At 63.5% G+C, this 13305-nt stretch carries 11 protein-coding genes; all 11 read left to right on the top strand.

What is annotated here, in order from left to right; all coding sequences use genetic code 11:
- Nucleotides 1-312: 312 nt before the first annotated feature.
- The 11 genes from gyrA to lapB all read left to right on the top strand — a co-directional run bounded on the left by gyrA (nucleotide 313) and on the right by lapB (nucleotide 13302).
- Nucleotides 313-2928: a DNA gyrase subunit A gene (gene gyrA, locus C2862_RS07660; RefSeq protein WP_136219526.1), complete on the top strand. Its 2616-nt coding sequence runs from the start codon at nucleotides 313-315 to the stop codon at nucleotides 2926-2928.
- A 75-nt stretch (nucleotides 2929-3003) separates the two neighbouring features.
- Complete coding sequence (serC, locus tag C2862_RS07655) at nucleotides 3004-4092, top strand: 3-phosphoserine/phosphohydroxythreonine transaminase (protein ID WP_136219525.1); 1089 nt, start codon at nucleotides 3004-3006, stop codon at nucleotides 4090-4092.
- Nucleotides 4093-4276: 184 nt separating this feature from the next.
- Complete coding sequence (gene pheA / locus C2862_RS07650; protein WP_136219524.1) at nucleotides 4277-5347, top strand: prephenate dehydratase; 1071 nt, start codon at nucleotides 4277-4279, stop codon at nucleotides 5345-5347.
- A 26-nt stretch (nucleotides 5348-5373) separates the two neighbouring features.
- The gene (hisC, locus tag C2862_RS07645) at nucleotides 5374-6477 is read left to right on the top strand and encodes a histidinol-phosphate transaminase (RefSeq protein ID WP_136219523.1); all 1104 of its coding nucleotides are present in this window, start codon (nucleotides 5374-5376) and stop codon (nucleotides 6475-6477) included.
- Nucleotides 6477-7382 carry a prephenate dehydrogenase/arogenate dehydrogenase family protein gene (locus tag C2862_RS07640; protein ID WP_136219522.1) on the top strand — a complete coding sequence of 302 codons (906 nt, stop codon included), beginning with the start codon at nucleotides 6477-6479 and terminating at the stop codon, nucleotides 7380-7382. Before hisC ends, C2862_RS07640 begins: the two co-directional genes overlap by 1 nt.
- A complete protein-coding gene (gene aroA, locus C2862_RS07635; protein WP_136219521.1) occupies nucleotides 7379-8710 on the top strand; it encodes a 3-phosphoshikimate 1-carboxyvinyltransferase in 1332 nt (443 codons plus the stop codon). Before C2862_RS07640 ends, aroA begins: the two co-directional genes overlap by 4 nt.
- 44 nt (nucleotides 8711-8754) lie before the next feature.
- The gene (cmk, locus tag C2862_RS07630; protein WP_136219520.1) at nucleotides 8755-9417 is read left to right on the top strand and encodes a (d)CMP kinase; all 663 of its coding nucleotides are present in this window, start codon (nucleotides 8755-8757) and stop codon (nucleotides 9415-9417) included.
- A gap of 111 nt (nucleotides 9418-9528) precedes the next feature.
- The gene (gene rpsA, locus C2862_RS07625; RefSeq protein ID WP_136219519.1) at nucleotides 9529-11235 is read left to right on the top strand and encodes a 30S ribosomal protein S1; all 1707 of its coding nucleotides are present in this window, start codon (nucleotides 9529-9531) and stop codon (nucleotides 11233-11235) included.
- Nucleotides 11236-11262: 27 nt separating this feature from the next.
- Nucleotides 11263-11568 (top strand): integration host factor subunit beta, encoded by a 306-nt coding sequence (locus C2862_RS07620; RefSeq protein WP_056344442.1) that lies wholly within the window; start codon nucleotides 11263-11265, stop codon nucleotides 11566-11568.
- A 217-nt stretch (nucleotides 11569-11785) separates the two neighbouring features.
- Nucleotides 11786-12088 carry a lipopolysaccharide assembly LapA domain-containing protein gene (locus C2862_RS07615; protein WP_136219518.1) on the top strand — a complete coding sequence of 101 codons (303 nt, stop codon included), beginning with the start codon at nucleotides 11786-11788 and terminating at the stop codon, nucleotides 12086-12088.
- Between the two features lie 38 nt (nucleotides 12089-12126).
- Nucleotides 12127-13302 (top strand): lipopolysaccharide assembly protein LapB, encoded by a 1176-nt coding sequence (gene lapB / locus C2862_RS07610; protein ID WP_136219517.1) that lies wholly within the window; start codon nucleotides 12127-12129, stop codon nucleotides 13300-13302.
- Nucleotides 13303-13305 lie beyond the last annotated feature (3 nt).

Below are 13305 nucleotides of genomic sequence, written 5' to 3'. Positions count from 1 at the left end.
CGCCGTGTTCGTTTCACATTGCGAAACATGCAATTAACTTCTCGGCCATTTTGCCACATTCGCTACACATCCGCACGACAGCGTTCTGCGCAATGATGGTGCACGCTTTTTGTTGCGTTGTTTCTGCGCCACAACTCTTAGCCGAGGCCGCCAGCTTGACGAAGCTTTATGACAAGCATGTGTCAAATCTGCAATTCGACGAAAAGAGCGGGGAGATTGCTTCTTCGGCAAATGTCGCCCACTGTATAGGTGCATGGTAGAATCATCCGTTGGAACTCATAACCATTAGCCTGAAAGCAGTCGACCCGCCCAATGGATCAATTCGCAAAAGAAACAGTCCCTATTTCCCTCGAAGAAGAGATGCGCAAGAGCTACCTCGATTACGCGATGAGCGTGATCGTGGGCCGTGCGCTGCCGGATGTGCGCGATGGCCTGAAGCCGGTGCACCGCCGCGTGCTCTACTCGATGCATGAGAGTAATTACGCGCACAACCGCCCGTACGTGAAGTGCGCGCGCGTGGTTGGCGACACCATGGGTAAGTACCACCCGCACGGCGACTCGTCGATCTACGACACCCTGGTCCGCATGGCCCAGGATTTCTCGCTGCGCTATACCCTGGTCGACGGCCAGGGCAACTTCGGCTCGATCGACGGCGACAGCGCCGCGGCAATGCGTTACACCGAGTGCCGTCTGGACAAGATCGCCAGCGAACTGCTCGCCGACATCGACAAGGACACGGTCGATTACCAGCCGAACTATGATGGCAAGGAAAAAGAACCGACCGTCCTGCCGACCAAGATCCCGAACCTGCTGATCAACGGCTCGTCCGGCATCGCGGTCGGCATGGCGACCAACATCCCGCCGCACAACCTGGCCGAAGTCATCAACGGCGCCCAATACCTGCTGCGCAACCCGGAATGCAGCATCGACGAGCTGATCGAGCTGATCCCGGCGCCGGACTTCCCGACCGCCGGCATCATCTACGGCGTCTCGGGCGTGCGCGACGGTTATCGCACCGGCCGCGGCCGCGTCGTGATGCGCGCCAAGACCCACTTCGAAGAGTATGGCAAGGATGGCGGCCGCATCGCGATCATCATCGACGAGCTGCCGTACCAGGTGAACAAGAAGTCGCTGCTCGAGCGCATCGCCGAGAACGTGCGCGACAAGAAGCTCGAAGGCATCAGCGACATCCGCGACGAGTCCGATAAATCGGGCATGCGCGTCGTCATCGAACTGAAGCGCGGCGAAGTGCCGGAAGTGGTGCTGAACAACCTGTACAAGCAGACCCAGCTGCAAGACACCTTCGGCATGAACATGGTGGCGCTGGTCAACGGCCAGCCGAAGCTGCTGAACCTGAAGCAGATGCTGGAGTGCTTCCTGTCGCACCGCCGCGAAGTCGTCACCCGCCGTACCGTGTTCGAACTGCGCAAGGCGCGCGAACGCGGTCACATGCTGGAAGGCCTGGCCGTCGCACTGGCCAACATCGACGACTTCATCGCCATCATCAAGGCCGCGCCGACCCCGCCGGTCGCGAAGACCGAACTGATGCAGCGCGCCTGGGATTCGTCCCTGGTGCGCGAGATGCTGAACCGTACCGAAACGGCCGGCGCCGGCGGCATCGAGGCCTTCCGTCCGGAGCACCTGCCGAAGCACTACGGCATGCAGCTTGACGGCCTGTACAAGCTGTCGGACGAGCAGGCCCAGGAAATCCTGCAGATGCGCCTGCAGCGCCTGACCGGCCTGGAGCAGGACAAGATCGTCAACGAGTACAAGGAAGTGATGGCCCACATCGCCGACCTGCTCGACATCCTGGCCCGCCCGGAACGCGTCACGACCATCATCAGCGACGAGATGGTCCAGATCAAGAACGACTACACGGAAAACGGCAAGGACGCGCGCCGCTCGGCCATCGAGCACAACGCCAACGAGCTGGAAACCGAAGACCTGATCACGCCGCAGGACATGGTAGTCACGCTCTCGCACACCGGCTACATGAAGTCGCAGCCGATCGCCGAATACCGCGCCCAGAAGCGCGGCGGCCGCGGCAAGCAGGCGATGGCGACCAAGGACGAGGACTGGATCGACCAGCTGTTCATCGCCAACACCCACGACTACATGCTGTGCTTCTCGAACCGCGGCCGCATGTACTGGCTGAAGGTGTGGGAAGTGCCGCAGGGTTCGCGCAACTCGCGCGGCAAGCCGATCGTCAACATGTTCCCGCTGCAGGACAACGAGAAGATCACCGTCATCCTGCCGCTGTCGGGCGACAACCGCACCTTCCCGGAAGACCACTACGTCTTCATGTCGACTTCGCTCGGCACCGTGAAGAAGACGCCGCTGAAGGACTTCAGCAATCCACGCAAGGCCGGCATCATCGCGGTCGACCTGGACGAAGGCGACTTCCTGATCGGCGCCGCACTGACCGACGGCCAGCACGACGTGATGCTGTTCTCGGACGGCGGCAAGGCCGTGCGCTTCGACGAGAACGACGTGCGTCCGATGGGCCGTACCGCGCGCGGCGTGCGCGGCATGAACCTGGAAGAGGGCCAGAACGTGATCGCGCTGCTGGTGGCCGAGAACGAGCAGCAGTCGGTGCTCACGGCAACCGAGAACGGCTTCGGCAAGCGTACCCCGATCACGGAGTACACCCGTCATGGCCGCGGCACCAAGGGCATGATCGCGATCCAGCAGTCCGAACGCAACGGTAAAGTCGTGGCCGCGACCCTGGTCGACGCCAACGACGAGATCATGCTGATCACGACCGGCGGCGTGCTGATCCGCACCCGCGTGGCCGAGATCCGCGAGATGGGCCGCGCCACGCAAGGCGTCACGCTCATTGCGGTCGAAGACGGCACCAAGCTCTCGGGCCTGCAGCGTGTGGTCGAGACGGACCTCGAAGAGGTCGAACTCGAAGCGGCGCCGGAATAAGCCGAAAAAACGCCACTCCTGCGGGGGTGGCGTTTTTTTTCGTACAATGGAACACTTCCGCCTACTCTTCCTCGCATGACCCAGGTATTCAATTTTTCAGCAGGACCCGCCGTCCTCCCCAAGGAAGTGCTGCAGCAGGCCGCCAGCGAGATGCTGGACTGGCAGGGCAGCGGCATGTCGGTGATGGAGATGAGCCATCGCGGACCGGAATTCATCTCGATCTATAAACAGGCCGAAGCCGACCTGCGCGAGCTGCTGGCGGTCCCGCCGAACTACAAGATCCTGTTCATGCAGGGCGGCGGACTGGGCCAGAACGCCGTCATCCCGATGAATCTCGTCGGCCGTGTACGCGAGCCGGCCGTGATCGATTTCGTGCACACCGGTTCGTGGTCCGGTAAATCCATCAAGGAAGCGGCGCGCTATGCGCAGGTGAACGTCGCCGCCTCGAGCCAGCTTGATGGCTTTACCCGCGTGCCCGATCCGGAAAGCTGGAAGCTGACCGAAGGCGCGGCCTACCTGCACGTCTGCACCAACGAAACCATCGACGGCGTGGAGTACAACTTCGTTCCGCGCGCTTTGGGCGATGTCCCGGTGGTGGCGGACATGTCCTCGCACATTCTGTCCCGTGAAATCGACGTCTCGCAATACGGCGTGATCTTTGCCGGCGCCCAGAAGAACATCGGACCGGCCGGCCTGACCCTGGTGATCGTGCGCGACGACCTGCTGGACCACGCGCTGGCGATCTGCCCCTCGGCCTTCCACTGGAAGAACGTGGCCGAGCACGAATCGATGTTCAATACGCCGCCGACCTATGCGATCTACATCGCCGGGCTCGTGTTCGCCCACCTGAAACGGCAGGGTGGCGTGGCGGCGATGGAAGCGCGTAATATCGAAAAAGCGCGCCTGCTGTACGAGGCGCTCGACCGTGACGACTTCTACAGTAACCGTGTAGACGTGTCATGCCGTTCGCGCATGAACATTCCGTTTTACCTGCGCGACGAAAAGTTGAACGAATCTTTCCTGGCCGGCGCGAAGGCGCGCGGGCTGCTGCAGCTGAAGGGCCACAAGTCCGTCGGGGGCATGCGGGCATCGATCTACAATGCGATGCCGATCGAAGGGGTGCAGGCCCTGGTCGATTATTTGAACGAGTTTGCGGGGCGGTAAAGCTCTACCGTAGGGTGGGCATGCCCACGCGTACGAGCGTGGGCTTACCGTAACGTATCCGGCGCTACGACGGTGTGATCACCGTGGTCGGGCGTTGCCGGATGCGCCGCAACCGATCGAACGGTGAACGCGTGGGCATGCCCAGCTACGTTACGCCGCAGCCAACGAATAATATTTTGCAACCATGACAGACAAACTCCTCCCCCTGCGCCAGCAGATCGACGCCATCGACGCGCAAATCCTCGACTTGCTCAGCCAGCGCGGCCGCATCGCCCAGGAAGTGGGCCACGTGAAGGCCGAGACCGACGCCCCCGTGTTCCGCCCCGAGCGCGAAGCGCAGGTGCTGCGCGGCGTTGCCGACCGCAATCCCGGTCCGTTGAAGAATCAGGACGTGCAGACCATCTTCCGCGAAGTGATGTCCGCCTGCCGCGCGCTGGAAAAGCGCGTCACCGTCGCCTACCTGGGCCCGGCCGGCACCTTCAGCGAACAGGCCGTCTACCAGCACTTCGGCCACGCCGTCGAAGGCCTGCCCTGCGCCTCGATCGACGAAGTGTTCCGCGCCACCGAAGCCGGCACCGCCGACTTCGGCGTGGTCCCGGTCGAGAACTCGTCGGAAGGCGCGATCAACCGCACCCTCGATCTGATGCTGGCGACCACCACCGCGATCAGCGGCGAAGTCTCGATCCCCGTGCACCACAGCCTGATGAGCAAGACCGGCAGCATGGAGGGCGTGACCGTCGTCTGCGCCCATTCCCAGGCCCTGGCCCAGTGCCAGGTCTGGCTCAACCTGCACCATCCGAACGTCGAGCGCCGCGCCGTGGCCTCGAACGCGGAAGCGGCCGTCATGGCCAGCAAGGACCCGTCGGTGGCCGCGATTGCCAGCGAGATGGCGGGGCAGCAGTACGGGCTCGGCGTGGTCCAGGCCCACATCCAGGACGACCCGCACAACCGCACGCGCTTTGCCGTCATCGGCTCGCTGCAGACGAATCCCTCGGGCCGCGACCGCACCTCGCTGGTGCTGGCCGTGCCGAACCGCGCCGGCGCCGTGTATAAGCTGCTGGCGCCGCTGGCCACCCACGGCGTGTCGATGACGCGCTTCGAGTCGCGCCCGGCGCGCATCGGCACCTGGGAGTACTACTTCTATGTCGACGTTGAAGGCCATCGCCAGGATGCCGCCGTCGCCCGCGCCCTCGCCGAGCTGCAGGACAACGCCGCCTTTTTCAAGCTGCTGGGTTCCTACCCGGTCGGCCTTTAATCTTTTCCAATTTGTAGAGTCCAGTCATGTCGAAATTCGGTCCAGAATACGTCCGCGCCATCGCTCCTTACCAGGCCGGCAAACCCATCGCTGAAGTCGCCCGCGAGTTTGGTCTCGATGAGGCCAGCATCGTCAAGCTCGCCTCCAACGAAAACCCGTTCGGCGTACCCGAGTCGAGCAAGGCCGCGATGGCGCAAGCCGCCGCCGATCTTGGCCGCTACCCGGACGCCAACGGTTTTGAACTGAAGGCGGCGCTGGCCAAGCGCTACGACGTCCCGGCCGACTGGATCACGCTCGGCAACGGCAGCAACGACATCCTGGAAATCGCGGCCCACGCCTTCGTGCAGAAGGGCGAGTCGGTCGTCTTCGCGCAGTACTCGTTCGCGGTCTACGCGCTGGCCACGCAAGGCGTGGGCGGGCGCGCGATCGTGGTCCCGGCCGTGAACTACGGACACGACCTGCCTGCCATGGCGGCAGCGATCGAGCCGGATACCAAGCTGGTCTACGTCGCCAACCCGAACAACCCGACCGGCACCTTCATCGGCGCGGCCGAGATCGAAGCCTTCCTGCAGAAGGTGCCTTCGAACGTCGTCGTCGTGCTGGACGAGGCCTATAACGAATACCTGGCGCCTGAATTCCAGTTCGAGTCGGCGAACTGGGTGCGCAAGTACCCGAACCTGATCGTCTCGCGTACCTTCTCCAAGGCCTACGGCCTGGCCGGCCTGCGCGTCGGTTTCGCCATCGCGCAGCCGGAAGTGACGGACCTGATGAACCGCATCCGCCAGCCTTTCAATGTCAATTCGCTGGCCCAGGCGGCCGCGATCGCGGCGCTGAACGACAAGGAATTCCTGGAGAAGGGCGCACGCAACAATGCCGAGGGCTACAAGCAGATGACCGCGGCCTTCGAAGAACTGGGCCTGGAGTACGTTCCCTCGTTCGGCAACTTCGTGCTGGTGCGCGTGGGCGACGATGAAGGCGCGGGTGCCCGCGTCAACCTGGCGCTGCTCAAACTCGGCGTGATCGTGCGTCCGGTCGGCGCCTACGGCCTGCCGCAATGGCTGCGCGTCTCGATCGGCCTGCCGCAGGAGAATGCCGCCTTCATCGACGCGCTGAAGAAGGTACTCGCCTAATGCTGGGCAAGGTCGTCGTCATCGGCGTCGGGCTGATCGGCGGCTCGTTCGCGCTGGCCCTGAAAAAGGCCGGCGCGGCGCGCCAGGTCGTCGGCATGGGACGCTCGCAGGAAGTGATGGCGCGCGCGCTGGAACTCGGCATCGTCGATAGCGTCACGGAGTCGCCTGAAGAGGCGATGGCGGGCGCCGACCTGGTGCTGCTGGCCGCGCCGGTGGCGCAGACGGGGCCGATCCTGGCCGCGCTCGCCCCTTACCTGGACATCGGCACCGTGGTCACCGACGCCGGCAGCACCAAGTCGGACGTGGTCGCCTCGGCCCGCGCGGCCTTGGGTAGCAAGGTCAAACAGTTCGTGCCCGCGCACCCGATTGCCGGACGCGAGTCGAACGGGCCGGACGCCGCGCTGGCCGAGCTCTACCAGGGCAAGAAGACCGTCATCACGCCGCTGCCGGAAAACGACGCCGGCGACGTCGGCCTGGTGGCTGCCGCCTGGCGCCTGTGCGGTGCGATCATCCACACGCTCACGCCGGAAGAGCACGACCGCGTGTTCGCGGCGGTCAGCCACCTGCCGCACCTGCTGGCCTTCGGCCTGGTCGACGACATCGCCCGCAAGCCGCACGCCGACCTGCTGTTCCAGTACGCCGCCAGCGGCTTTCGCGACTTCACCCGGATTGCCGGCTCCTCGCCCGAAATGTGGCGCGACATCAGCCTGGCGAATCGCGATGCGCTGCTCACCGAGCTCGATGCGTATCTGGCACAATTGACCATATTGCGCGAGCACCTTGCCGCAGGCGATGGCGCCCAGCTGGAAGCCATCTATACGAATGCGCAGCGTGCCCGCCGGGCCTGGAGCGAAGCCATCGAAACGGCCGAGCCTCCACCGCCAAAAACTCAGGAACCCGAATGACGCAGTCCAAACACTACCCGCAGCACATCGACCTCGAGCCTGTCATGCACGCCGAGGGCACGGTGCGCCTGCCGGGTTCGAAAAGCATCTCCAATCGCACGCTGCTGCTTGCCGCGCTGAGCGAAGGCACGACCACGATCCACGACCTGCTCGCCTCCGACGACACCATGGTCATGCTGGGCGCGCTGCGCTCGCTGGGCATCGTCTGGGAAGAAATCGACGAACGCACCATTGTGGTGCATGGCCAGGCCGGCGTGCTGCCGAACCATGAGGCGGACCTCTTCATGGGCAACGCCGGCACGGCGATCCGCCCGCTGACGGCGGCCCTGGCCGTGATCGGCGGCGACTACACCCTGCACGGCGTCTCGCGCATGCACGAGCGTCCGATCGGCGACCTGGTCGATGCCCTCAACGAGATCGGCACCCAGATCGAGTACACCGGGGAGCAGGGCTTCCCGCCACTGCGCATTCGCCGTGGCCACATCCATGCGAATCGCATGTCGGTGCGCGGCAACGTGTCGAGCCAGTTCCTGACCGCGCTCCTGATGAGCGCACCGCTGATGGCGCGCGGCCATGCGGTGACGATCGACGTCGTCGGCGAGCTGATCTCGAAACCCTACATCGAGATCACGCTGAACCTGATGCGCCGTTTCGGCGTGACGGTCGAGCAGAACGGCTGGGCCTCCTTTACCGTGCAGCCGGGCCAGAAATACGTCTCGCCGGGCAGCATCCACGTCGAAGGCGACGCCTCTTCGGCCTCCTACTTCCTGGCGGCCGGCGCGATCGGCGGCGGGCCGGTGCGGGTCGAGGGCGTGGGCCAGGACAGCATCCAGGGCGACGTGCGTTTCGCCGACGCTTTGGCGCGCATGGGTGCGACCATCACCCGCGGCGAGAACTGGATCGAGGCGCGCGGCAATGGCGTGTTAAAGGCGATCGACGCCGACTTCAACCACATTCCCGATGCCGCGATGACGATTGCGGTCGCCGCGCTGTACGCGGACGGCACCAGCACGCTGCGCAACATCGCCAGCTGGCGCGTGAAGGAAACCGACCGCCTGGCGGCGATGGCGACGGAGCTGCGCAAGGTCGGCGCCACGGTGGAGGAGGGCGCCGACTACATCAGCATCACCCCGCCCGAAGAACTGCTGCCGGCCACGATCGACACCTACGACGACCACCGGATGGCGATGTGCTTCTCGCTGGCCGCCCTGGACGGCAAGGCGCGCCGCGGCAACGCGATGCGCATCAACGATCCGAAATGCGTCGCCAAGACCTTCCCCGACTACTTCGAAGCGTTCGCGAGCATCGCGCGCAACGAACTGTTCTAACTGCGTGTTTTAATACCCGTTTTCACCGTTTTCAAAGAAAAACAATGCCCAATTCCCACATTCCCGTGATCACGATCGACGGTCCGACTGCCTCCGGCAAGGGCACCGTCGCGGCACGCGTCGCCGACCGGCTCGGCTACCACCTGCTCGACTCGGGCGCCCTGTACCGCCTGACGGCCTTATCCGCCATGCGCGCCGGCGTGGCGCTGGACGACGAGCAGGCGGTGGCGCGGCTGGCGCAGGAACTGCCGGCCTCCTTTTCGAATGGTGACATTTTCCTCGCCGGCGAAGAGGTCGGGGCGCAGATCCGGGCCGAGGAAGTGGGCAACAATGCTTCCAGGATTGCGGCCTTTCCCGGCGTGCGCCAGGCCCTCTACGCCCTGCAACTGGGCTTTCGCAAGGCGCCCGGACTGGTGGCCGACGGCCGTGACATGGGCACCGTCATTTTCCCGAATGCACGCCTAAAAGTGTTTCTTACCGCCAGCGTCGAAGCCCGTGCCGAACGCCGATATAAGCAATTGATTGGCAAAGGAATTTCTGCTAATATGGAAGGTCTGCTGGCGGATTTGCAGGCGCGCGACGACCGCGATACCCATCGCACCGTCGCCCCGCTGGTCCCGGCAGAGGGCGCGTACATCCTCGATACGTCGGACATGACGGTCGATGAGGCGGTGGAGCAAGTGCTCCATTGGCATACGCTGCTCTAAGTAGTTCGTTTGGTGCCTGTGATGGCGTTTTGCCTCATAGGTGTTGTTTTAACCTGACCCAGTTCAGAACCGCACTATCGCCGGTCCTGCTGGCTAACTTGTAAATAACTCATGTCTACTGCAACCAATCAAGATTCCGGTATGGAAAGCTTCGCAGCCCTCTTCGAGGAATCGCTGTCGCGTCAAGATATGCGCTCGGGCGAAGTCATTTCCGCTGAAGTCGTGCGCCTGGATCACAACTTCGTGATCGTCAACGCCGGCCTGAAGTCGGAAGCCTTCATTCCGGTCGAAGAATTCAAGAATGACCAGGGCGAACTGGAAGTCCAGATCGGCGACTTCGTTTCCGTGGCCATCGAATCGCTCGAAAACGGTTTCGGCGATACCATCCTGTCGCGCGACAAGGCCAAGCGCCTGGCATCGTGGCTGGCTCTGGAAAAAGCAATGGAGTCGGGCGAGATCGTCACCGGCACCGTCAACGGCAAAGTCAAGGGCGGCCTGACCGTCCTGACCAACGGCATCCGCGCATTCCTGCCGGGTTCGCTGGTCGACACCCGTCCGGTCAAGGACACCACCCCGTTCGAAGGCAAGACCCTCGAATTCAAGGTCATCAAGCTGGACCGCAAGCGTAACAACGTCGTGCTGTCGCGCCGCGCCGTCATCGAAGCATCGATGGGCGAAGAGCGCCAGAAGCTGATGGAAACCCTGAAAGAAGGCACCGTGGTCACCGGCGTCGTCAAGAACATCACCGACTACGGCGCGTTCGTGGATCTGGGTGGCATCGACGGCCTGCTGCACATCACCGACCTGGCATGGCGTCGCGTGCGTCACCCGTCGGAAGTGCTGTCGGTTGGCCAGGAAATCACCGCCAAGGTCCTCAAGTACGATCAGGAAAAGAACCGCGTCTCGCTGGGCGTCAAGCAGCTGGGCGACGATCCATGGACCGGCCTGTCGCGTCGTTACCCGCAAGGCACCCGCCTGTTCGGTAAAGTCACGAACCTCACCGACTACGGCGCGTTCGTCGAAGTCGAGCAGGGCATCGAAGGCCTGGTGCACGTGTCGGAGATGGACTGGACCAACAAGAACGTGGCCCCGAACAAAGTCGTGCAGCTGGGCGACGAAGTCGAAGTCATGGTCCTGGAAATCGACGAAGAGCGTCGCCGTATCTCGCTGGGCATGAAGCAGTGCAAGGCGAACCCATGGGACGACTTCGGCATGACCCACAAGAAGGGCGACAAGGTCAAGGGTTCGATCAAGTCGATCACCGACTTCGGCGTCTTCATCGGCCTGCCAGGCAACATCGATGGCCTGGTCCACCTGTCGGACCTGTCGTGGACCGAAGCCGGCGAAGAGGCAGTGCGCCGCTTCAAGAAGGGCGACGAGCTGGAAGCCGTCGTGCTGGCGATCGACGTCGAGCGCGAGCGTGTCTCGCTGGGCGTCAAGCAGCTGGAAGGCGACCCGTTCAACAACTTCGCCGCACTGAACGACAAGGGTTCCCTGGTCACCGGTACGGTCAAGTCAGTTGAGCCGAAAGGCGCCGTCATCGCCCTGAACGAAGAAGTCGAAGGCTACCTGCGCGCTTCGGAAATCTCGCGTGACCGCGTGGAAGACGCCGGCACCCACCTGAAAGTGGGCGACAAGGTCGAAGCCCTGGTCATCAACATCGATCGCAAGGCTCGCAGCATCCAGCTGTCGATCAAGGCGAAAGACAGCGCTGACACCCAGGAAGCGATGAGCAAGCTGGCTTCGGACAGCAACGCCGCTTCGGGCACGACCAGCCTGGGCGCTCTGCTCAAGGCCAAGTTCGATAACAAAGGCTAATTCGTTAGCCACGCTTGAGGCGACCAGATGACCAAGTCCGAGCTGATTGCACGACTGGCTGAGCGTTATTCTCAGCTGGTCGCCAAGGATGCGGAGTACGCAGTCAAGACCATCCTCGATGCGATGACCAACGCCCTGGCGACCGGGCAGCGCATCGAGATCCGTGGTTTCGGCAGCTTTGCTCTGAACAGCCGTCCACCCCGTATCGGCCGCAATCCGAAGTCGGGCGACAAGGTGATGGTTCCCGAAAAACGGGTGCCGCACTTCAAGCCCGGCAAGCAGTTGCGCGAGCGGGTCGACGCGATGGTCGGGCAACCGATCATCGAAGACTGAAGTCGTCTGCCACGTGCAGGCACAGAGAACGGCGTCCTCGGACGCCGTTTTTTTATGTCGGTGTGCGTGGAATTGGTGGGCACGGGGCGCCCACCCTACGTAGGGTGGGCGCCCCGTGCCCACCATTCCCGACGCCCGCAAACGGACCTCAACTTTGAAATAAACGGGCAGATATGCGACACTGCGCCTTTGCGTTACCCACCGTCAGGCCCACCCGATGAAATTCGTCTCCACCCTCGCAGGATTCATCCTGTTCGTCCTGTTTTTCGGCTTCGCGCTGAAGAACACGCAGGAAGTCGATCTGAACTTTTTCCTCGGTTACGAACTGCGCGGTCCGCTGGTGCTGATGCTGCTGGCTTTCTTCATCGCCGGCGCCGCACTCGGGATCCTGGCCATGTCGCCGACCGTGTTCCGCCACCGCCGCGAAGCCTCGCAGCACAAGCACACCGTGCAGGCGCTGCAGAGCGCCGCCGGCACCGGCAGCGCCCAGCCGGCCGCGGATGCCGTGGTACCCCGGTAACTACCCGATCATCAATAAGCAACCAAGAATAACAATCCATGGAATTTGAAACCTGGTGGCTGCTCGCCGTCCCCGTCTTCTTTGGCCTCGGCTGGATCGCCGCCCGGGTCGACATCAAACAGATCCTGTCCGAATCGCGCACCCTGCCGCGGGCCTATTTCAAGGGCCTGAACCTGCTGCTGAACGACCAGCCCGATAAAGCCATCGACGCCTTCATCGAGATCGTCACGCTCGATCCGGAAACGGCCGACATGCACTTCGCACTCGGTAACCTGTTCCGCCGCCGCGGCGAGATCGAACGCGCCATCCGCGTCCACCAGAACCTGCTGGCGCGGCCCGACCTGCCCGCGGCGCAGCGTACCCAGGCCCAGTACGAACTCGGCATGGACTACCTGAAGGCCGGCCTGCTGGACCGCGCCGAAGAGACCTTCAACGGCCTGGTCGAAGGCAGCTACAGCGTGCAGGCCAGTAAAGCCCTGCTCGAGATCTACCAGCGCGAAAAGGAGTGGGGCCGCGCCATCGACGCCGCCACCGGCCTGCAGGCGTCCGGCGCCGGCGCGCGCCAGAAGGAAATCGCCCAGTTCTATTGCGAGCTGGCCCAGGACGCCCTGGTGCGCACCGACCTGCTCGATGCGACCGCGCTGCTGGACAAGGCCCTGCACGCCGACCGCAACAGCGTGCGCGCGACCATGCTGCTGGGCGACGTGCTGCTGGCCCAGGGCGACGTCGAAGGCGCGATCGCCACCTGGAAGCGCGTCGAACAGCAGAGCGTGCCGCACGTGGCGCTGGTCGCCGGCCGCCTGATGGACGGCTACCGCCGCGTCGGCCGCCCGCAGGAAGGCGTCAACCTGCTGCGTTCCTACCTGGCCGAAGCCTCGTCGATCGACCTGATCGACGTCGTCTTCAAGGCCGTCATTGAACTCGACGGCGTCGAGGCGGCCAAACAGCTGGTGGTCGACGAGTTGCGCCGCAACCCGACTCTGCTCGGCCTTGACAAACTGCTGGAAGCGCGCCTGATGGACGCCCCGGCCCATATCTGGGAAGAGCTGTCGATGGTGAAGAACCTGATTCACGGCTACACCACCAAACTGGCGCGCTACCAGTGCAGCCATTGCGGCTTCAAGGCGCGCCAGTATTATTGGCAGTGTCCGGGGTGCAGCCGCTGGGAGACTTATCCGCCGCGCCGTACCGAAGAATTGAACGTGATGAACTGATTC

The organism is Massilia sp. Mn16-1_5, assembly GCF_004798585.1.
In the GTDB taxonomy this organism is placed as follows: Bacteria; Pseudomonadota; Gammaproteobacteria; order Burkholderiales; family Burkholderiaceae_D; genus Telluria.
Note: the sequence above shows the minus strand (reverse complement) of the source record. Positions and strands in the feature narration are given on the sequence as shown.